This window comes from Rhodococcus sp. 06-235-1A (genome assembly GCF_002258785.1).
Classification (GTDB): Bacteria; Actinomycetota; Actinomycetes; order Mycobacteriales; family Mycobacteriaceae; genus Rhodococcoides.
On record NZ_NOYI01000033.1, the window covers coordinates 113420 to 134211 of the forward strand.

A 20792-nucleotide genomic window follows, 5' to 3' on the forward strand; every position below is an offset into this window, starting at 1 on the left:
CGGAAATTCAGCTCCGTCAGAAGATCTGGGCGAGGACGCCGCCGGGCAGGGTCAGGCCGAGGCCCGCGGAGAATACGATCTGAACGGCACTCGAGACCAGCAGTGCGACCGCCGCGTCGAACACGTAACGGCGACCACCCAATCCGATCGACACGCCCCAGAACAACAGCGCTCCGGCAAGTACCCAGCCGAGCGGGTCGAGCATTGCGATGAACAAGGCCACCGATCCGACGGTGATGGACAGGGTGCGCCAGTTGCTGACGGTGCCGGTGTGCGGCTTCCCGTCGGCGTCTACTCCACGGTCGATCACGTCGGGCTTGACCATCAATTGAATGGTGACCAACAGGGCGACCACGAAACAGCCGCCGGCGACGATGGCCGGAAAGACCTGCGGCCCAGGGGAGGTGGCGGTGGGTGGAACTTCCATGGTGACGGTTCCGTAGACCAGGAACGCTCCCAGTGCGACGAGCAATGCGGGAACGATCAGTCCACTGCGGCCCGTCCAGAACGATCGGGATGTGTCCGTGTCGGTGGTCGTCGTTGTCATACCAGCCCCAACTCTTCGAGAATTCCGGTGATGCGTGCCTGTTCGACGTCGAGGAACTCTCCGAATTCGTCTCCCGTGACCACCGACTCTTTCCAGCGGTTGCGTTCGACGGCCGTCGCCCACTGCTCGGTCTCGACCATCTCGGTGACGATGTCGACGAGAGTCTGCCGGTCCTCGTCCGAGATTCCCGGCGGCGCAACGATTCCGCGCCAGTTCACGAGGTCGACGTTGTAGCCCTGTTCGATGAAGGTGTCCACGTCGAATCCCTCGAGCGGCTCGGGCGCGGCCACGGCGAGTGCACGCACGTTGCCCGCCTCGATCTGGTCGCGGAAGTCGTTGAACCCACTGACCGCCACACCGACGGTGTTCGACAGTAGTGATGTCAGTACTTCGCCGCCGCCGGAGTAGGCGATGTAATTGATTGCGGCCGGGTCGATGTCGGCTTCCTGCGCCAATTGGCCAGCCACGATGTGGTCGATTCCGCCGAGCGACCCGCCGCCGATCGGTAGGCCACCGGGGTTCGCTCGCCAGGCCTCGATCATGTCCTCGAGATTCTGGATCGGCGAGTCCTTGGGGACGACGAACACCTCGAAGTCCTCGGCGAGTTTGGCGATCGGAACGGTGTCGGCGAGGGTGGTCTCGGAGTTGTTGATCGCGATGCCGCCCAGCATCACGGTGCCGGTGATCATGACTGTGGTGGGCTGACCGCTGAGGTTCTCGAGTTGGCTCAGGCCGATGGTGCCGCCTGCACCGGGGACGTTGACGACCTGGGCGTTGTTGACGATGCCATCGCTGCGCAGCGCTTGCTGCGACTCGCGGGCGACCAGATCCCAGCCGCCGCCCGCGGCAGCCGGTGCGATCAGTGTCAGTTTTGCTCGGGCATCGGATCCGCTGGCACTGCGAGCGGCGTCGATACCCGCCACGGTCACCGCTCCCACCACCGCCAGGGCACCGACTGTTCGAAGCAATGTGGGCGGTATCGCCATCAGAGACCTTTCGTGTGGTGAGTCACAAGCGTCAGGTTAGATACAGTTTGTCCGATTAGTCCAGTTCACAAATCTCCGAGGCTTGTCCTCGGTCGATTCGAGCAAACGGGAGACACCGTGTCCGAAGCGAATGCAGTGGCAGTGGCGATGAGCAACACCCCCGAGGGGCAGGAGGCGCTGCGACGTGGTGCCGCCGAGGCCGAGCTGCGTCAGGTCCAGCTGATCGTGTTGTCCGTGGTGGATCGCGAATCCGTATCGGCGGAGGACCGCAGCGCGGCCAAGGCCGAGGTGGAGCGAACCCTCCCCGGAGCGGTGACGATCGTGCGCGTCGAACCCGATGGCGGCGACCCGGCCGGCGCGCTGGTCGATCTCGTGGCCGACGTCGGTGCGGGCATGGTCGTCATCGGCTCCAAGCGTCGGTCCGCGGTGGGCAAGTTCCTGATGGGCAGCACCGTGCAGCGGGTGCTCCTGGACTGCCCGGTTCCCGTACTCGTCGTGAAGGCTCCCTGACCCGGTAGTATCGGACAAAGTTCACACCACACGACCCCGAGGAATCATGGACAGCGATAAACCCGGGCCGGACACGGCTCCCCGCACCACAGCTACTACGTGCGAGGCGGTGTCCGGCGAATGAGCGTTCTGCTCACTCTTCTGCTCGGCCTGCTCGTCGTTTTCCTCATCACCGTCGCGACCGGCTACTTCGTAGCCCAGGAATTCGCGTACATGACCGTCGATCGGTCCCGGCTCAAAGCGCGCGCCGAGGCCGGTGACGCCGTTGCCGCCCGCACGTTGACCGTCACCAAGCGCACGTCGTTCATGCTCTCCGGTGCCCAGCTGGGCATCACGGTCACCGGCCTGCTGGTCGGCTATGTCGCCGAACCGCTGATCGGTCAGTCGTTCGGCGCGATACTGGGCGGCGTCGGGGTTCCGACTGCAGTCGGTGTCGGCCTGGGTGCCGTTCTGGCGATCACATTCGCCACGTTCGTGCAGATGCTCTTCGGTGAACTGTTCCCGAAGAACTTCGCCATCGCCCGGCCCGAGCCGGTGGCACGATGGCTCTCGCTGTCGACGACCATCTACCTCAAGGTCTTCGGCTGGTTGATCACCATTTTCGATCAGTCGTCGAATCTGCTGCTCAAAGCGCTGAAGATCGAACCCGTGCACGACGTGGAGCACTCGGCGAATCCACGCGACCTCGAGCACATCGTCTCGGATTCGCGCGAGACCGGCGACCTGCCCGAGGAATTGTCGACCCTGCTCGATCGCATTCTCGACTTCCCGACGCGCAACGTCGAGCATGCGATGATTCCGCGCTCACGGTCGGCCACAGTGCGCGACACCGACACTCTCGGTGAAGTGAAATCACTGATGGGACAAGAGCATTCACGGTATCCCGTGCTCGACGAGGACGACGGAATCGTGGGGGTGGTCCACCTGCACGACGTGCTGAGCTCCACCGAACCCGATTCGACTCCGATCTCCGAACTCACCCGCGATGCGCTGATTCTCCCCGAGATGCAGAGTTTGCCCGACGCGATGCGCGAACTGCGGGCGACACGCAACCAATTGGCCTGTGTCATCGACGAATACGGCGGCCTCACCGGCGTCATCACCATCGAGGATCTGGCCGAGGAACTGGTCGGCGAAATCACCGACGAGCACGACGATGGCGTACTCGACCCGAGCCCGGTCAGCGCCGACGACGGCAGCTGGACGATGGCGGGCGAGGTGCACGTCGACGAGGTCGAACGCGCGATCGGGGTGGATCTGCCCGACGGTGACTACGAGACGATTGCCGGATTCGCTATTGCACACCACGGTTCGTTGCCGGACGTCGGTACGCGTATCGAGGTGGACCTGCCGCCGGACAACGCCGACCTCGCCAACGACGAGGAGACTCCCGTGCGCTTCGTGATCCTCGAGATCGAGGAGATCGACAGTCATGTCCCGTCGCTGCTGACCCTGACGCTCGGCGAGCGTGACCCCGAGCGTGACGACGAGTCGGCAGAGCCGAAGGAAAGTGTGCACCGATGAGCAACATCTGGGTCTTTCTGGCCGTCACCGTCGGTCTCATCGCTGCGAGCGCCTTCTTCGTCGCAGTGGAGTTCGCGTTGCTTGCGGCCAAGCGTCATCGTCTGGAAGACGCCGCACCGAACTCGCGCGCCGCTCGCGCCGCATTGCGCAGCTCCTCGGAGTTGACCGTCCTGCTCGCCGGATCGCAGCTCGGCATCACCGTCTGCACCCTCGCGCTCGGTGCAACGACCAAACCGGCCGTGCATTACTGGCTCACGCCACTGTTCGAGAGCATCGGCCTGCCGTACTGGTTCGCCGACGTGCTGGGATTCGTCCTGGCACTGATCATCGTCACGTTCCTGCACCTGGTCGTCGGCGAGATGGCTCCGAAGTCGTGGGCCATCGCGCATCCGGAGAAGTCGGCCACGATGCTCGCACTTCCCATGCGTGGCTTCATGTTCGTCACTCGCCCGGTGCTCACGGTCCTGAACGACATGGCCAACTGGTGCCTGCGCAAGGTCGGCGTGGAGCCGGCCGACCAGGTGGGTTCCGGCCAGAACGCGGACGATCTCCGTCAGCTCGTGGAGCACTCGGTCAACGTCGGCGCACTCGACGCCAGCTACCAGGCCCAGATCTCGGGGGCGCTGGAACTACAGGATCTCACCGTCGGCGATCTCGTCGAGCAGAACGGTGCGCCCACCTCGGTACTGTCGTCGGCGTCGATCGACGATGTGCGGGAGGCGTCGCGCACCAGCGGACATCTGCGGATCCTCGTCAGCGACGAGGATGTGGTGAAAGGTGTTGTGCACGTGAGGGACACGCTGACCAATCCGGACAGTCTGGCCGAGATCACGCGCCCGGCGTACACACTGGAGTCCACCACTCCGGTGTACGTGGCGCTTGCGTCGATGCGCGAGACCCGGCACCACCTGGCGCTGGTGGTGGATGCCTCGGTTGGGGTCGGTGAGACGTCGCGAACGATCGGAGTGGTGACGCTGTCCGATGTGCTGACGCGGCTTCTGCCCGAACCCGTCTGATTCGATCCGGCCCTTCGACGAGATATCCCCGACCGGCCTACACGGCCGATCGGGGATATCTCTGTCGTATCGAGCCCGAGTACTCAGATCGGGGCGACGACCAACAGGTGTGCCCAGTACGACGCGACGTCGTGGCCGAGCTGGGGGAGCAGCACGTCGTAGAGCAGGTAGGACATCATTGCCGTCGAACTCCTTGTTCAGCGTGTCGTTGCCGACTCGCATATACCGAGACTTGTAGGTCATTGAGACTGTAGATGACCCGGCCTCCGGTGGCATCCATATCGCCTACTCGCGTGCGTTGCTCCGAACATGTCAGCCGATGCAGCCCTGAAGCGTGGTGAAGCTGCCCGCGATTCCGGCACCGTTGCACACTGCGCCCTCAGGGGTGAGCGTGATGGTCGAGCCCGGCGCGGCCACGGCAATGGAGAGTCCGAGACCCGCCGCGGTGTTCTGGGCAACCGCACCGGGGCCGAAGGCGATCGCCGCAGGCGCGCCGCCGAAACTGCCGTTGCTGACGGCAGTTCCGCCGTTCAGGCCGAGCGCCAGAGCGGCCGCATTGTTCATGGCCTCCGCGGAACCCCAGCCCTCGAGGCCGAATCCTGCGGCCGCGCTGGCACCGTCTGCGGAGCTGTCGCACTGTGATCCGCCGACGAGCGCAGCGACCTCGGCACCTCCGGGTGCCGTGGTGCAGGCGACCGGCGCCGCAGCCGCAGTGCCGGGGACCAGCGCCGCGAAGGTACAGGCGAATCCGAATGCTGCCGCTCCGCCGAGAATTCTCTTGGTGTGGAACATGGTGAATGCCTCCCGAGATCGATGCGTCGGCACCGGTGCGCCGAGCGTGACGGTCGCTGGGCCGGTGTTGCTGAGGACCCGACTCCCTGACTTCGAGTCTCGACCCGCGCGGGCGCAGCGCGGGTTCGGCGACATCTCGAAAACGTCTCGGTAACATAACGCTGAGATAACGGTGCGTGGAGCGCGGTCGGTCTCTACGATTGCCTCATGATCGGACGCATCGACGAGGTCGTTTTCGACTGCGCGGAACCCTCGTTGCTCGCGCAATTCTGGGCCGGCGTGCTCGGCGGGCAACCTGCAATGCGCGACGACCGATGGCACTACGTCGACGTTCCCGGGTTCACTCGGCTGGCGTTTCAACGAGTCCCGGAGAGCAAGTCGATCAAGAATCGACTCCACCTCGACGTCGACGTGCCGAGTATCGACGTTGCCGTCGAGCAGGCGATTGCGCTGGGTGCGACGGTGCTCGGCGACCGGCACTCCGATGCGGCGGGGTCGTTTCAGGTGCTCCTCGACCCCGAGGGCAACGAGTGGTGTCTGGTGACGCCGCCCGGGTGATCAGCGTGCGTCGTGCTGGGCGCGTGCTTCGAGGACGGTAGGCATGTTGCCCTCGAGAAGTTCGATCAGGTCGCTCAAGCGGGCACCGACTTCGCGGCCGAGCGGGGTGAGGCTGTACTCCACTTTCGGTGGGATGGTCTCGAGGACGGTGCGCACCACGAGCCCATCGCGCTCGAGAGTCTGCAGGGTCTGCGAGAGCATGCGTTCACTGACGCCGTCGACGCGTCGGCGCAATGCGTTGAAGCGATAGTCGCCTTCGGTGAGTGCAGCCAGGGCCAAGACTCCCCACCTGCTCGTGGCGTTCTGCAGGGTCTGTCGCGACGCGCAGTCCCGCGCGAAGACGGACGCTTCGAGGGATTCGGCGGCATCGGGCATATGGCAATGCTAGCGCATGCTGAAACATCAGTGATTACCGTCGCAGTTGCACTGCACTAAAAGTAAGTGCATGATGAGGTGGAACTTGAAACCTCAACCCCGAGACACGCAGGAGTCGGCATGACCACAGCAGTAACCGGAGCAACGGGCAACCTCGGCGGACTCGTCGTCGATGCACTCATCACACGCGGCGTCGCACCCGGCGACATCGTTGCCGTCGTCCGAAACGCGGACAAGGCTGCCTCGCTGGCCGACCGCGGCGTCGTGGTTCGAGTTGCCGACTACAGCGACACTGCCGCTCTGACGTCCGCCTTCGCAGGCGTGGACAAGGTGCTGCTGATTTCGGGATCCGAGGTCGGGCAGCGAATCGCGCAGCACAACAACGTGATCGACGCCGCAGAGGCGGCGGGGGTGAGCCTGATCGCGTACACCAGCCTGCTCGCTGCAGACACGTCCGGGGTGAGCTTGGCCCCCGAGCACAAGGCGACGGAGGAGCGCCTCACCGCGTCCGCGATTCCCGCGGTCTTCCTCCGCAACGGCTGGTACTGGGAGAATTACCTCGGCTCGCTCGCCCAGACCGTCGAGGGTGGGGTTCTGCTCGGCGCAGCGGGCAACGGCAAGATCGCGGCAGCATCGCGCGCGGACTATGCGGACGCGGCTGCCGCCGTGCTGACCCGCGACGATCAGGGTGGAAAGATCTACGAGCTCGGCGGCGACGAGCATCTGACGTACGCCGATCTGGCCACCGTCATCGGTGATGTTTCCGGCAAGCCGGTGGTCTACAAGGACGTCTCCGAGTCCGAGTACGCCGCGATTCTCGAAGGTGCCGGCCTGCCCGACTTCGTGGCAACGATGCTCGCCAGTGCCGACGCCGGCATCTCTCGCGGCGAACTCGACACCGACTCCGGTGATCTCCAAGCCCTGATCGGTCGCGCATCCACTCCCGTGGCCGAAGTGCTCCGCGCCGCAGTGTGACGAGCGGCGGGGGCGGTACTTGTACCGTGGGCGCGGTGAATCACTCCTACACCCGCACCATGTTCCTGGCCGCCTCCGTCTCGCTCGTCCTCCTGACGGGAGCCTGCAGTTCGGATTCGGACTCCTCGTCGTCGGCAACCTCCACTTCCTCGGCTGCGGCCTCCAACGGCGCAACGTCAGCGGCCGCGAGCACCTGCCCCACCGCCACACCCGACGCCGCTGGCACACCCGATTGGACGCTGGACGGGGACACCGGCAGCATCGCGGTCGTCGGATCGACGGACACGGCCGCACCCGCGGTCACGGTCGAGGCACCGTTCAGCGTCGCCGAGACACAGGTGAAGACGCTGACGGTCGGTGACGGCCCGGTCATCGCGGACGACGCCTCGGTGTCGGTTTGCTACACGGGTGTCAACGGACGCGACGGGGAGATCTTCGACAGCAGCTTCGCGAGCGGCCAACCGATCGAGTTCCCACTCGGCGGAGTTGTCGCGGGCTTCCAGAAGGCCATCGCCGGGCAGACCGTCGGCTCGACCGTCGCCGTTGCGGTCACCTCGGCCGACGGCTACCCGAGCGGTCAGCCGCAGGCAGGAATCGAGCCGGGAGACAGCCTGATCTTCGCGATCTCGATCCTGTCCGCGAGCTGAGTACGGCTCGTGCGCGTTTTGCGTAGCCAGAGCTACGCAAAACGCGCACGAGGTGGGGTGCGGCTCCGCGGCACTTACACCGTCGAGAGCTGCTGAATCGTCGTCGCGCCGCCCGGGGTGGGCGTCGTGGTGATGAAGTTCGAGTCGTAACCCAGCGATTCGACGACGCTGCGGATCTCACGGAACTGCTCGACGCTGACGTCGGGCGTGCGCTTGAGCACGAATCCGGACGTGCGGGTGGGGCTTCCGACGAACGCCCACGAGTAGTCGTCGGCAATGTAGGCCACGATGTAGTTCGTCGGCCCTTCCTGGCTTTCCTGCGTGGGAACTCCCGGGAAGCTCACGTGCAGTTGGGCTTTGGTGACCGTGTCGTTGACCCGAGCGTTGCCGACGATGCGGTTCTCGCCGCCGGTCCAGGTGGTGCAGGTGTTCTCGACGCGAATGTTCGATGCGTCGATCATCTGGTAGTTCGCCTGGGTGTCGCGTGCGCAGATCAGGTTGAACGGCTGCGGCACCGCGGCGACCTGGTTCCAGGTGCCCAGGTAGCGCTCGACATCGAGTGACGGGATCGGAGCCAACGGATCGAGGCCGACCGATCCCAGGGGTCCGACCGGTTGTGCCTGCGCCGGCGCAGCGGCGAGGAGGGTGCCTGCGGCCAATACTCCGGCAATTGCGGTGCGGCTCAGTGCGGTACGGATGTTCATCAATTCGCTCCTTGTGTTGTGGTTGCGGTCTCGCTGGAATCGATTCTGTTCGGCCACCAGATTTTCGGGCCGATGAGGGTGAACAGGGCGGGAATGACGACGGTACGTACGACGAAGGTATCGAGCAGAATGCCGAGTCCGACGATGATTCCGAGCTGGGTCAGGGTGATCAGCGGTAGCACGCCGAGGACGCAGAACACCGCGGCCAGAACGATTCCCGCGCTGGTGATGACGCCGCCGGTAGCCGACACCGCTCGCGCGATCGCAGATCTGGTGCCGTGCCGCGGCGTTTCCTCGCGGGTACGCGTGACCAGGAAGATCGTGTAGTCCACTCCCAGGGCAACGAGGAACAGGAACGCGAACAGCGGGGTGTTGTCGTCGAGCGCGGGGAAACCGAAGATGTGCAGGCTCACCCAGCTACCGATACCGATGGCGGCCACTGCACTCAATACGGTTGTGGCAACCAGGATCAGGGGTGCCACGAGGGCGCGCAACAGTATCAACAGCACGGCAAGTACGACCGCGAGGATAGCGGGGATGACGACGAGGCGATCGCGAGCCGCTGCGTCAGTGGTGTCGAGCGCTTTGGCGTCGCTGCCACCTACCTGAGCGCGGTCCACGCCGGTGAGTGCGGCGCGGAGGTCCTCGACGACGGCGAAGGACTCGTCGGATGCGGGCGCTGCATCGGTGACGACCGAGAGGCGGGCGAGTCCGGTGTCGGAATCTGCGACGCGATCGACCGAGACGACTCCGTCGATGCCCTCCACGGTGCCGATGACTCCGTCGATCTCTGCGGTGGGAGCGAGAACCGTCGTCGGATCGGCCGAACCTGCCGGAAAGTGTTGCGAGAGAGTGTCGAAACCTTCGACGGATTCGGCGGTGACGCGGAACTGTTCGGTTTGAGAGAGTCCGATCTGCGTCCCGAACAAGGCTGCGCAGCAGGCCAGTAGCGCAACGATGGTCACCGAGGCCGTCGCCACGGGTCGTCGGGCAACGCCAGCGGCAACGGAGTGCCAGACGCCATCCGTGGTGGTGTCCCGATCCGATTCCTTGGGGACGAAGGGCCAGAACAGTTTCGGGCCGCACAGCGCCAGCAGCGGCGGCAGTGCGAACAGCACGAACACCGCCGCGACGACGAGGCCGGCCGCGGCCAGCGCTCCCAGGCTGCGGGTGCTCGGCAGGATTGCGAGGAGCAAAGTCAGCAGTGCCAGCACGACGGTGGCATTGCTGGCGAGAATGGCGGGCCCGGCCTGCCGGACGGCATGGCGTAGGGCGAGGCGGTGGTCGGACTCGCGGCGCAGTTCCTCGCGGTATCGAGAAATCAACAGCAGGGCGTAGTTGGTTCCGGCACCGAAGACCAACACGCTGGTGATTCCCGAGGTCGATCCATCGAACGACAGACCGGTGACCTCGGCCAGTGCGGTGCCGACGGTCGTTGCGAACCGGTCTGCGAAACCGATGACCAGCAGCGGCACCAACCACAGGATGGGTGACCGGTACGTGACGATCAGAAGGACTGCCACCACGAGCGCGGTCACGGCGAGCAAGGTGAAGTTGGCTCCGGAGAACGAGTTCGCGATGTCGGCACCGAAGGCGGGTCCGCCGGTGACCTGAGCGCGCAGGTCCGGTGCGAGGCCGTCGGTCGCGGCGGACCGCAGCTCGGTGATCAGTTCGTTCAGTGTGAAGCCCGACAGCGCGGAATCGACCTGGACGAGAGCGATCGCGGCCTTGCCGTCGGGTGCCACGATCGGAGGAGGTCCCGGCGCGTCGGGCACCGAACGGTCGACGGCCAGCAGTCGGGTCTGTGCAGCGGCGGCGGCCTCGATATCGGCCGGGGTCAGGTCTGTGCCGTCGGTCCGGCTCAGAACCAGAATCACAGGGGCGGTGTCGGAGTCCGGAAACTCGGCCAGAAGCTGGTCCACCTGGTAGGACTCGGCAGAGGTCGGCAGCGAATTGGGTGACTGACCGGCGGAGTCGTTGCTTCCGACGAGCCCCATCACGGAGGCCGAAAGAACAAGGATCGCCAGCGCAATCGCCCACGATCTACGGTGCGTCACGGCTGCGGCGACGCGGTCCCAGGCGGCGTTGTTCTCGGTTCGTGTGCTGTCCACGCTCAAAACAATCTCATTTACTTAGATATTAAGCAACTGAACCTGTTGCGGGCAGTAGTCTGACTGTGGCCGCAGCAAAGGAGTTACCACCGACATGACCGACCGAAACCACCTCGAATCCGCGATATCGGCGGATCTTCGAGCGCTGTCTTCGGTCTCCGAGCAGATCGGGCAGGTGTTCGGGGCGCTGCACAGCTTGCGGCCCAACGATTTTCGGGCCCTACTGCATGTGATGGTCGCCGACGTCGAGGGTGCGCCCCTGACGGCCGGCGAACTCGGCACGATGTTGGGGCTCTCTTCGGCGGCCATGACCTACCTCGTCGAGCGCATGATCGCCTCGGGTCACATACGACGTGAATCCGATTCATCCGACAGGCGCAAGGTGATTCTGCGGTACGACGAGCACGGGATGGAGGTCGCTCGCGGGTTCTTCGGTCCCCTCGGCATGCGCACCAGCGCCGCATTGGCAGACCTTCCCGATGCCGATCTGGCCGCCGCGCATCGAGTGTTCGAATCGCTCATCGGCGCCATGCGAGAACATCACGCCGACCTGGGTAACAGCAGTCGCACGTAGCGCGTGCGCCCGGGTGTGGCGTTCGAACGGCTGGTGGGCGGCCTACTCCAACCGATGCTGGACTCTGAGCGTAGGAGTGCCGTAAGGTTGGCTGCGGTTGAGCTAACAGCCGGTCACGGGGAAACGCAGCGAAGTCGGCGTCCGGGTCAGGCAACAATTCTGCTCCCGCTTCGTCAATCGGTTTCCCCCTCAGTTCGACCGATCGATGGGATCTGCCATGAGTGTTGAATCTTCAGGCAACAAAGTTCGAACCACCCCGGTGACTGTCGCGGAGAAGTCCGTGTCCGTCGCAGCAACCGGAGCAATCTTCACCGCGCACGACGGCCCCGACGGCTCACTCGTCGTCGCCGTCCATGGCGACATCGACATGCGCAGCGCGCCGATGTTCTCCGATTTCGTCTGCAGCCGCATGTCCAGCAAGAGGCATGTCACTCTCGATCTGTCCGATGTCGATTTCTTCGGCATCGCGGGTCTTACCGTCTTCGATGCAGTTCACGAGTACACGGCCGGCATCGGCGCATCCTGGTCGGTCGTCGCAGGACGGTCGGTCTCCCGTCTACTCCGGGTCGCCGACCTCGAGTCCACGATCCCGACAGCGCGACCCTCGAACGACAAGTAGTACTCAGGCGATCAGTACTCCGGCGATCATCGCCGCGACAAGAGGTGGGCAGCTCCTGTACAGGGGCTGCCCACTGTTCGTTCGGCCCCCGGTCGCACAACCTCGATTCACAGTACCCCGATTCACAGATCGGACGATCCCGATCGACGGTGTGACCGAAGTTCGGGATCGTCCGAAACTGTTGCAGCACAAGCGGACTAGTCTTTGGTTCCTTCGGAGTCACTGAAGAACGCCCACTCGCCGTCGTGCTCCACTTCGAGCCGCCAGCCCAACTCTTCGTTGTCTGCTTTGCTGTCCTTGAACCAGGCGTGCGCGTCCTCGGAACTCGAAATGTCCTTGGTGTCGACGACGGATCCGTGCGGATCGATAACTCTGTAATTTGCCATGCAGCCAGGGTGCCCCGATGTCGCAGAACCTAATCCACGTCGGGACTCCGCAGCCGACTCCTGGGATTCGCGCACGCGCGCGCATTCGTCGAATGCGCGCAGAATCGCCTCCGAAACGATGAGATTCTGCGCGCGGATGACAAACGCGCGCGCGTTTGCGGCGACCGGGTGGTGCGGTGAACGAGTTCTTCGGGGCACTCTTACGTGCGCGAGAGCACCGATCGGGCGAAGAACATCAGGTTCGCGGGGCGCTCGGCCAGCCTGCGCATGAAGTAGCCGTACCACTGCGATCCGTACGGGACGTACACGCGCATGTGCCGGCCGGCGTCGACGAGTCGGCGCTGCTCGGGTTCGCGTATCCCGTAGAGCATCTGGAACTCGAAGTCCTCCGACGACCTGCCTGCGGACGTCGCGAACTGCTCTGCTGCCTCGATCATCTCCGGGTCGTGTGAGGCCACCATCGGGTAGCCGCGGCCGTCCATCAGTATCTTCAGGCACCTTAGGTAGGAGTCGGACACCTCTCGTGCTCCCTGAAATGCCACCGAGGACGGTTCGTTGTACGCCCCCTTGCACAGTCGTATCCGCGATCTCGGTCCGGACAACTCCGTGCAGTCAGCTTCGGTTCGCCTCAGGTATGCCTGCAGCACCGTGCCCAGATCCGGAAAGTCCACGCGGAGTTCGCGAACGATCGACAGCGTCGAATCGGTGGTCGTGTGGTCCTCGGCATCCACCGTCACCCACACCCCGGCCGCGGCGGCGGCAGTACAGATTTTCCGTGCGTTCTCGAGTGCGAGATCGCGATCGATTCCCTGGCCGAGCGCAGACAACTTGAGCGAGACCTCGAGCGCGGTCGCGCTGCTCCGCTGGGTCGAAAAGCGTTGTATCAGTGAGAGGTAGGCGTCGACGGTGGTGCTCGCCTGAGCGCGATCGGTGGTGTCCTCACCGAGGTAGTCCACGGAGACGAACCGACCCGTTGCCAACAATGCGTCGACGGCGGTGACGGCCGCGGGCTCCGATTCGCCCGCCACGAAGCGGTCGACGAGAGCTCGGGTGGCCCGCATCCGCGTCACCGTTGCCTGCAGTTTCGGTGACCGTGCCGCCGCCAGCAACGCAGGCCGGAGAGGATTGTTCAGCAGGGTGGTCATCGCGTGCCCTCGCCTTCCTGATGCGGGTAGCCGTGGGTGGTCGGTGGGACGAACGTTTCCTTCACGGTGCGGGCCGAGGTCCAGCGCAGCAGGTTCTGCGGTGAGCCGGCCTTGTCGTTGGTTCCCGAGGCGCGGGCTCCGCCGAACGGTTGCTGACCCACCACTGCGCCGGTCGGCTTGTCGTTGACATAGAAGTTTCCGGCTGCGAATCGCAGTGCGGCATGGGCCTGTTCGACGGCAGTGCGGTCGGTGGCGATGACCGCCCCGGTCAGTGCGTACTTCGATCCGGAGTCGACTGTGCGCAGTGTGTCGGCGTAGGCGTCGGGCTTGTTGTCGTCGTAGACGTGCACGGCCAGGATCGGCCCGAAGTACTCGGTGGTGAAAGCCTCGTCGGTGGGGTCGTCACCGAGAAGAACGGTGGGGGAGACGAAGTAGCCCTCGGAGTCGTCACAGGTACCACCGGCGGCGATGGTCAGGCTGGGCACGGACTTCGCCCGATCGAGAGCAGCTGCGTTGCGGTCGAACGCCTTTCGGTCGATGACGGCTCCGCCGTAGTTGGACAGGTCGGTCACGTCGCCGTACTTCAGCGCCGAGACGTGCTCGATGAACGAATCGCCCATCGTAGACCACAGAGATTTCGGTACGAAGGCCCTCGACGCTGCCGAGCACTTCTGTCCCTGGAAGTCGAATGCACCGCGAATCATGGCCGTGGTCAGCACATCCGGATCGGCGGAGCTGTGCGCAACGATGAAGTCCTTACCGCCGGTCTCGCCGACCAGCCGGGGGTACGAGTGGTAGTTCGAGATGTTGTTGCCCACCTCGCGCCACAGCGTTTGAAAGGTCGCGGTGGATCCGGTGAAGTGGATTCCGGCCAGTCGCGGATCGGCCAGGGCCACTTCGGACACCATCGGTCCGTCACCGAGAACGAGGTTGATCACACCCGGTGGCAGTCCGGCCGCTTCGAGGAGCTGCAGCGTGAGGTATGCGGCCACGGCCTGGGTGGGGGACGGCTTCCACAGCACGGTGTTGCCCATCAGAGCAGGCGCCGTGGGCAGGTTGCCCGCGATAGCGGTGAAGTTGAACGGGGTGATGGCGTAGACGAAGCCTTCGAGCGGACGGTATTCGACTCGGTTCCACACTCCCGGTGCCGACACGGGCTGCTCGGCGAGTATCTGCCGAGCGAATGCGACGTTGAACCGCCAGAAGTCGATCAGCTCGCACGGTGCGTCGATCTCGGCCTGGTAGGCCGACTTGGACTGGCCGAGCATCGTTGCTGCAGCGATTTTTTCGCGCCACGGCCCGGACAGTAGATCGGCCGCACGAAGGAACACGGCAGCTCGTTCGTCGAAGGGCAGATCTCGCCACATCGGCGCGGCCGCGCTGGCGGCATCGATGGCGTCGCGCACATCCTGGTGACCGGCACCGGCGAAACGACCGATGACCGAGGAGTGGCGATGAGGCTCGACGACGTTCTCCATCGGGCCGTCGGCAACGCGGTGAACGCCACCGATGACCTGGCGGATCTCGACGGGCGATGTCCGGAGTTCGGTCAGGCTGGTCCGGAGGCGGGCGCGTTCCGCGCTCCCCGGGGCGTAGGTATTGACCGGCTCGTTGGTGGGGGTGGGAACGGATGTGACGGCGTCCATGGCTGCTCCTCGTCTTCGATGTGTGATGCCCATTGAAGTCCCATCCGGCACGCGTTCAATCAGCCCATCGGCCAAAGAATTCGTGGTCTACTTGTCCGCATGGCCAACTCCATGACGTTGCGATCGTTGCTGGGTTCGCTGCACAGCGCCGTCGTCGAACTGGTGGTCGCGCCCGCGGGAATCGACATGGCCGTCGGCTCCGTGGCGTTGCTCGACGTCGACGATCTGCACCTTCCCCCGGGGGCATCCGCCGATCTGGCGCTGTTGGTGGGGGTGACCGAGGCCGACGTGGTGCGGTGGTTCGACGATCTCGCGCTGCGTCCTGCGGCGGACAGGCCGCTCGCGGTCCTGACGAAGGTTGCCGACTCGGCTGCGCTGGCCCACGGTGCGCGCGAGACCGGTATCGCGTTGGTCGCCGTGCACCGGCAGACGCGCTGGGAGTTGTTGTTGTCGATGACGCGCGGAGTTCTCGATCAAGTGCGGTCGCACGGTCCCGACGACGGAACCTTCGGAGCCGACACCGACCTCTACGAACTCGCGCAGACGGTCGCGGCACTGACGAAAGGCATGGTGAGCATCGAGGACGAGCGCTCGCACGTGCTGGCGTACTCGGCATCCGACGACGCGGCCGACGAGCTCCGAACCCTGTCGATCCTCGGGCGCGAAGGCCCGGCCGACTATCTGCGCAGACTGCACGAGCGCGGCGTCTTCGATCGCCTCCGTCGTACCGACGACGTCATCGACGTACCCGCCGACGTCGAACTGGGAATTCGCCGACGCCTCGCCGTCGGGATCCGCCGGATATCGGGCAGCCCAACGACTCTCGGGACGATCTGGGTGCAGGAGGGGGTCGCGTCGCTCGCCGACGACGCCGACGCGGTGCTGCGCGGGGCCTCTGCCGTCGCCGCCCGACTGATCACGCGTATCGCGAACGCCCCGACCAACGAGACCCTGCAGATACAACGCCTGCTCGGGGCCAGAGGCGGCGGAGTGGACGTTCCCTCGCTCGCATCCGCGCTGTCGATACCCACCTCGGGATCGGCGGCGGTCGTGGGATTCGCTCCCTGTGGAGAATTCGAGATCGCCGCACTGGCACCGGCCATCCGCCTGCACGCCAGCGCATTTCGACGAGACTCTCTGGTCACCACCATCGGCGAGAGAATCTACGCACTGTTTCCCGGGGTGGCGTCGGGCACGGGGATTTCGGGGTGGACCGCCGATGCCGTCGGGCGGATCGAGACGCGAACGTCACTGGCACTGCGCGCCGCGGTGGCTGCCCCGGTCGCCGACCTCGATGGTGTGGCCGTGGCCAGGTTCGAGGTGGACCGGGTGCTGGACGCCACCACCGGCGAGGTGCGCGTCACCACGCTCGAGGAATCGAGAACCTCTGTGCTGCTGGGAGAAATTCTCGAACTGATCGGCAATCACGAACAACTCCGAGACCCGCGTATCGCCGATCTCGACCGATACGACGCCACCAACGACTCTCGCATGCGTGAAAGCCTCGAGACGTATCTGGCGTGCTTCGGCGATGTTCGATCCGCTGCCGAGCGGCTGCACATTCACCCGAACACCCTGCGCTATCGCATTCGACGCGTCGAGCAGATCCTGGACCTCGATCTCACCGATCCCGATGCGCGGCTACTGGTCGAGATCCAGTTGCGGATGTGAGCGGCTTCGCCGCACGTGCACGGAAATTCGTAGCAGGCTACGAACTTTCATGCACGTGCAGCACCGCTGCTCGCTCGAATCACCAGGCTCGGTTCGATGCTCGATCGTCGGGTGCTTCGGCTTCCGGAGTCGATCTGGTTCAACAGAATCTCGACGCTGCGTACGCCGACCTCACTGAATTCCTGGCGGATGGTGGTCAGCGGTGGTGAGAAGAATTCTGCGTCGGGCACATCGTCGAATCCGACGATGCTGACATCGTGCGGCACTCGCTTGCCGTGTACCTCCAGTGCGCGCAAGATCCCGAGTGCCATTGCGTCATTGCCAGCGAATACTGCTGTGACATCGGCATTCTCGGCCAATTCTCGTCCGGCTGCGAACCCTGATCGCGCGGTCCAGTCGCCGCTGAGGGTGGGAGGTGGTTCGATGCCTGCATCCTCGTGGGCGAGTCGCCATCCGGTGACGCGGTCGCCTGCCTCGTACCAACCCAGAGGCCCAGCGACGTGCCACACCGCACTGTGTCCCAGTCCGAGCAAATGTGCGGTGGCGGCACGCGCCCCGGCGATCTGGTCGACCGAGACCACGGCCATCTCGCCTGCAGGCGACCCCTCGACGGCGACCAGCGGCAGTTCGCCGGCCAGGTGGGCGATGTCGCCGCCTTCGGTACGCAGTGGTGCGATCACGACGACGCCGTCGACGCCCTGTTTCTGCAATCTACGGACGCAGGTGATGATCGCCGACTCGTCGAACGAGGTGGGGACGCCGACGACGACGGAGTACCCGGCCTGTCGTGCAGCAGATTCGATGCTGTAGAGCGTGGAGACCGGACCGTAGAGAGCGTTTCCGGTTCCCACGATTCCTATCGTCCGGCTGCGGCCGGTGACCAAAGCGCGGGCGGCGGTGTTGGGGCGATACCCGAGCTCCGAGATCGCCTCGTGCACTTTGACTCTCGTCGCCTCGGTCACGTTGGGATGACCGTTGATGACGCGGGAGACGGTCTGGTGGGATACGCCGGCGAGCCGGGCGACATCGGTCATGGCCGGTCCGCGTGTCGGCGTCATCGTGGTGCAGCTCCTCTCGCGTCGTCGAACACAATCACAGCATGCCCGGGCCTGCGGTGCCCGCCACCACGTGATTCACGTGGGTGTGTTCACCGCAGGACCGGTGGTGGTGGGTGCAGGCTTACCCGGCTCGGCACCGGAGAACATTTCTGCGGGTACGGGCACGCCCAGGTAGCTGCTCGGTGGGGCGGCTTTGTCACCCTTACTGCCCTTACCGCTCGCGGCTCGGCGCTTGGTCCAGATGTCGAACGCCACCGCGGCAAGAAGTACCAGACCCTTGACGAGCTGTACGCGCTCGCTGGGCGAGCCGATGAGCGACATACCGCTGTTGATCACGGCGATGATGAGGCCGCCGGTAAGCGCACCGACGATGCGGCCGACGCCGCCCTGAACTGCTGCGCCACCGATGAAGGCTGCTGCGATAGCGTCGAGCTCGAAGCCGTTGCCCGCGGTGGGGCCCGCCTGGTTGAGTCGGCCGGCGAAGATGATTCCGGCGAGGGCGGACAGTACGCCCATGTTGACGAAGATCCAGAAGGTCACCGGCTTGACTTTGATGCCGGACAGGGACGCGGCGTGAATGTTGCCGCCGATGGCGTACACGTGCCGACCGAACACGGTTTTGCCGGCCAGCGTGGAGTAACCCATGACCAATACGGCCAGCAGGATCAGCACGTACGGCAGATTCTTGAAGCGGGCCAACTGGATTGCGATGGCAAGTACGAGAGCGGCGGCGAACGCCATCTTGATCAGGAACAGCGGCATCGCGTCCACGGTCTGGCCGTACTTCTGCCGACCCGTTCGAGAACGCCACTGGCTGAAGACGATTCCGACGACCGCGAGAATCGCGACGAGCAACGTGAAGATATCTGCCCCGCCCAACGGTCCGAGGCCCACATTGCCCATGAAACCGGGCAGGAAGCCGTTGGACAGTGTGCGCACCGGCCCGGGGAACGGCCCGATGCCCTGGTTGCCGAGGACGATGAGAGTCACGGCGCGGAAGACGAGCATCCCCGCCAGGGTGACGATGAACGCGGGAATGCCGAAGTACGCGACCCAATAGCCTTGCCAGGCGCCGATCAGACCGCCGACGATCAACGTGATCAGCACCGCCAATGGCCACGGCACGTTCTGTTGAACCATCAGGACACCGGCAATGGCTCCGGTGGCCGCCACCACCGATCCGACGGACAGGTCGATGTGGCCGGCGATGATGATGACCACCATGCCGATGGCGAGAATGAGAATGTAGGAGTTCTGCACCACCATGTTGCTGATGTTCTGCGGCACCAGAAGCTGCCCGCCGGTCAGCACGGTGAAGAGCACGATGATCAGCGCGAAAGCGATGAAGATTCCGCTTTGTCGGAGGTTTCGCGTGAGCAGCCCCCGAACGGTCGACAGCTGGTTCATCGAAGTACTCCTGTTCCACGGGTCATGAGATGCATGAGAGATTCCTGGGTCGCGTCCTCGCGGTCGACCTCACCGGTGATTCGGCCGGCGGACAGCGCGTAGATCCGGTCGCACAGACCGAGAAGTTCCGGAAGTTCGGACGAGATCACCAGCACTGCCTTTCCGGCGTCGGCGAGTTGGTTGATGATCGAATAGATTTCGAATTTCGCGCCGACGTCGATTCCTCGCGTCGGTTCGTCGAGGATGAGCACGTCGGGATCGCTGAAGATCCATTTGCTCAGCACGACTTTCTGCTGATTGCCACCGGAGAGTTTGCCGACGACAGCGGAGACGTTCGGTGCCTTGATGTTCATGCTCTTCCGGAAGCCCTCGGCGACCTTGAACTCCTGGTTGTCGTCGACGAAGCCTCCCGTCACCAGTTTGTCCAGCGCCGCAGTGGAGATGTTGCGCTTGATGTCGTCGATCAGATTGAGGCCGTACCGTTTCCGGTCCTCGGTGGCGTAGGCGATGCCGTGATGGATGGCATCGTTGACGGACTTGACGTGAATTTCCTTGCCGTACTTGTAGAGACGGCCCGAGATGTCGATTCCGTAGCTTCGGCCGAAGACGCTCATGGCCAACTCGGTACGCCCGGCACCCATCAATCCGGCAAGACCGACGATCTCGCCGCGCCGCAGCGTGAGGTTCGCCTTGTCGACGACGGTCCGGCCCTGCTGGGTAGGACTGTGCACGGTCCAGTCCTCGATGCGCAGGACTTCCTCTCCCACAGTCGATTCGTGGGGCGGAAACCGGTGCTCGAGATCGCGGCCGACCATCAGCGAGATGATGCGATCCTCGTTGACGTCCGGGTCCCGCATGTCCAGCGTCTTGATGGTCTTGCCGTCCCGAATGATCGTGGTCCGGTCGGCAATGGCCGCGATCTCGTTGAGCTTGTGCGAGATGATCACGCACGTGATGCCTTCGTCCCGTAGGCCGCGCAACAGCTCCAGCAGATGTGCGGAGTCGGAATCGTTCAGTGCCGCAGTGGGTTCGTCGAGAATCAGCAGGGTCACGTCCTTGGACAGTGCCTTGGCGATCTCGACGAGTTGCTGCTTGCCGACGCCGAGGTCGCCCACGACGTTGACGGGATTCTCCCGCAGCCCTACTCGGTTCAGTAGGGCTGCGGCCTCTGAATTCGTTCGGTTCCAGTCGATGAACCCACGCTTGGACCGCTCGTTGCCGAGAAAGATGTTCTCGGCAATGGAGAGATACGGACTCAGGGCGAGTTCCTGATGGATGATGACGATGCCCTCGGCCTCGCTACTTCGGATGTCGGAGAACTTGCACTCTCGACCGTCGAACACGATGTCGCCGTCGAATGTGTCGTGTGGGTACACACCCGACAACACCTTCATGAGCGTCGACTTGCCTGCTCCGTTCTCGCCGCAGATCGCGTGGATCTCGCCGCGATCGACCGAGAGGGTGACATCCTGTAGCGCCTTGACGCCGGGAAATGTCTTGGTGATGCCGCGCATCTCCAGAATCGGGCTCGTCATCGCCGA

The 20792-nt window shown here is 64.5% G+C and carries 21 protein-coding genes; 9 read left to right on the forward strand and 12 right to left on the reverse strand.

Annotated elements, in window-relative coordinates:
- Nucleotides 1-16: 16 nt before the first annotated feature.
- The gene (locus CH275_RS27520; protein ID WP_094681313.1) at nt 17-547 is read right to left on the reverse strand and encodes a tripartite tricarboxylate transporter TctB family protein; all 531 of its coding nucleotides are present in this window, start codon (nt 545-547) and stop codon (nt 17-19) included.
- Nucleotides 544-1533 carry a Bug family tripartite tricarboxylate transporter substrate binding protein gene (locus tag CH275_RS27525; RefSeq protein ID WP_032376306.1) on the reverse strand — a complete coding sequence of 330 codons (990 nt, stop codon included), beginning with the start codon at nt 1531-1533 and terminating at the stop codon, nt 544-546. The genes CH275_RS27520 and CH275_RS27525 overlap by 4 nt, the downstream gene beginning before the upstream one ends.
- A gap of 117 nt (nt 1534-1650) precedes the next feature.
- Between CH275_RS27525 and CH275_RS27530 the strand changes: the two genes are divergently transcribed.
- The 3 genes from CH275_RS27530 to CH275_RS27540 all read left to right on the forward strand — a co-directional run bounded on the left by CH275_RS27530 (nt 1651) and on the right by CH275_RS27540 (nt 4583).
- A complete protein-coding gene (locus tag CH275_RS27530) occupies nt 1651-2043 on the forward strand; it encodes a universal stress protein (RefSeq protein WP_256991247.1) in 393 nt (130 codons plus the stop codon).
- A gap of 120 nt (nt 2044-2163) precedes the next feature.
- Nucleotides 2164-3567 (forward strand): hemolysin family protein, encoded by a 1404-nt coding sequence (locus tag CH275_RS27535; protein ID WP_094681314.1) that lies wholly within the window; start codon nt 2164-2166, stop codon nt 3565-3567.
- The gene (locus tag CH275_RS27540; RefSeq protein ID WP_094681315.1) at nt 3564-4583 is read left to right on the forward strand and encodes a hemolysin family protein; all 1020 of its coding nucleotides are present in this window, start codon (nt 3564-3566) and stop codon (nt 4581-4583) included. The genes CH275_RS27535 and CH275_RS27540 overlap by 4 nt, the downstream gene beginning before the upstream one ends.
- Before the next feature lie 312 nt (nt 4584-4895).
- Here the strand turns inward: CH275_RS27540 and CH275_RS27545 are convergent, their stop codons facing one another.
- The gene (locus tag CH275_RS27545) at nt 4896-5375 is read right to left on the reverse strand and encodes a DUF6764 family protein (protein WP_094681402.1); all 480 of its coding nucleotides are present in this window, start codon (nt 5373-5375) and stop codon (nt 4896-4898) included.
- Nucleotides 5376-5582: 207 nt separating this feature from the next.
- Here CH275_RS27545 and CH275_RS27550 point away from each other — a divergent pair, with 207 nt between their 5' ends.
- Nucleotides 5583-5933 carry a VOC family protein gene (locus CH275_RS27550; RefSeq protein ID WP_094681316.1) on the forward strand — a complete coding sequence of 117 codons (351 nt, stop codon included), beginning with the start codon at nt 5583-5585 and terminating at the stop codon, nt 5931-5933.
- On the opposite strand, the gene CH275_RS27555 is transcribed toward CH275_RS27550, so the two are convergent.
- Nucleotides 5934-6308: a winged helix-turn-helix transcriptional regulator gene (locus CH275_RS27555; RefSeq protein ID WP_094681317.1), complete on the reverse strand. Its 375-nt coding sequence runs from the start codon at nt 6306-6308 to the stop codon at nt 5934-5936.
- A gap of 120 nt (nt 6309-6428) precedes the next feature.
- On the opposite strand from CH275_RS27555, the gene CH275_RS27560 reads away from it, so the two are divergent.
- Complete coding sequence (locus CH275_RS27560; protein ID WP_094681318.1) at nt 6429-7283, forward strand: SDR family oxidoreductase; 855 nt, start codon at nt 6429-6431, stop codon at nt 7281-7283.
- A 59-nt stretch (nt 7284-7342) separates the two neighbouring features.
- Entirely contained in the window at nt 7343-7930 is a 588-nt protein-coding gene (locus CH275_RS27565; RefSeq protein ID WP_094681403.1) for an FKBP-type peptidyl-prolyl cis-trans isomerase, read from the forward strand.
- A 74-nt stretch (nt 7931-8004) separates the two neighbouring features.
- Here CH275_RS27565 and CH275_RS27570 read toward each other — a convergent pair whose 3' ends face one another.
- Nucleotides 8005-8634 carry a lipocalin family protein gene (locus CH275_RS27570; RefSeq protein ID WP_094681319.1) on the reverse strand — a complete coding sequence of 210 codons (630 nt, stop codon included), beginning with the start codon at nt 8632-8634 and terminating at the stop codon, nt 8005-8007.
- Nucleotides 8634-10631 (reverse strand): MMPL family transporter, encoded by a 1998-nt coding sequence (locus tag CH275_RS27575; RefSeq protein ID WP_179276390.1) that lies wholly within the window; start codon nt 10629-10631, stop codon nt 8634-8636. Before CH275_RS27575 ends, CH275_RS27570 begins: the two co-directional genes overlap by 1 nt.
- 208 nt (nt 10632-10839) lie before the next feature.
- On the opposite strand from CH275_RS27575, the gene CH275_RS27580 reads away from it, so the two are divergent.
- Both CH275_RS27580 and CH275_RS27585 read left to right on the forward strand, forming a co-directional pair.
- Nucleotides 10840-11319: a MarR family winged helix-turn-helix transcriptional regulator gene (locus CH275_RS27580; RefSeq protein WP_094681320.1), complete on the forward strand. Its 480-nt coding sequence runs from the start codon at nt 10840-10842 to the stop codon at nt 11317-11319.
- Nucleotides 11320-11536: 217 nt separating this feature from the next.
- Nucleotides 11537-11938: an STAS domain-containing protein gene (locus CH275_RS27585; protein WP_094681321.1), complete on the forward strand. Its 402-nt coding sequence runs from the start codon at nt 11537-11539 to the stop codon at nt 11936-11938.
- A gap of 197 nt (nt 11939-12135) precedes the next feature.
- Here the strand turns inward: CH275_RS27585 and CH275_RS27590 are convergent, their stop codons facing one another.
- The 3 genes from CH275_RS27590 to pruA all read right to left on the reverse strand — a co-directional run bounded on the left by CH275_RS27590 (nt 12136) and on the right by pruA (nt 15115).
- Nucleotides 12136-12324: a hypothetical protein gene (locus CH275_RS27590; RefSeq protein WP_094681322.1), complete on the reverse strand. Its 189-nt coding sequence runs from the start codon at nt 12322-12324 to the stop codon at nt 12136-12138.
- Nucleotides 12325-12524: 200 nt separating this feature from the next.
- Complete coding sequence (locus tag CH275_RS27595) at nt 12525-13469, reverse strand: proline dehydrogenase family protein (RefSeq protein ID WP_094681323.1); 945 nt, start codon at nt 13467-13469, stop codon at nt 12525-12527.
- Nucleotides 13466-15115 (reverse strand): L-glutamate gamma-semialdehyde dehydrogenase, encoded by a 1650-nt coding sequence (pruA, locus tag CH275_RS27600; protein WP_094681324.1) that lies wholly within the window; start codon nt 15113-15115, stop codon nt 13466-13468. Before pruA ends, CH275_RS27595 begins: the two co-directional genes overlap by 4 nt.
- A gap of 99 nt (nt 15116-15214) precedes the next feature.
- On the opposite strand from pruA, the gene CH275_RS27605 reads away from it, so the two are divergent.
- Nucleotides 15215-16786, forward strand: a complete 1572-nt coding sequence (locus CH275_RS27605; protein WP_094681325.1) for a PucR family transcriptional regulator — start codon at nt 15215-15217, stop codon at nt 16784-16786.
- Nucleotides 16787-16833: 47 nt separating this feature from the next.
- On the opposite strand, the gene CH275_RS27610 is transcribed toward CH275_RS27605, so the two are convergent.
- From CH275_RS27610 to mmsA, 3 genes are all read right to left on the reverse strand, one after another.
- On the reverse strand, nt 16834-17844 hold the full coding sequence (locus CH275_RS27610; RefSeq protein ID WP_094681326.1) for a LacI family DNA-binding transcriptional regulator: 1011 nt from the start codon (nt 17842-17844) through the stop codon (nt 16834-16836).
- A 75-nt stretch (nt 17845-17919) separates the two neighbouring features.
- A complete protein-coding gene (gene mmsB / locus CH275_RS27615; protein ID WP_094681327.1) occupies nt 17920-19251 on the reverse strand; it encodes a multiple monosaccharide ABC transporter permease in 1332 nt (443 codons plus the stop codon).
- Nucleotides 19248-20786, reverse strand: a complete 1539-nt coding sequence (mmsA, locus tag CH275_RS27620; protein ID WP_094681405.1) for a multiple monosaccharide ABC transporter ATP-binding protein — start codon at nt 20784-20786, stop codon at nt 19248-19250. The genes mmsB and mmsA overlap by 4 nt, the downstream gene beginning before the upstream one ends.
- Nucleotides 20787-20792: the final 6 nt, after the last annotated feature.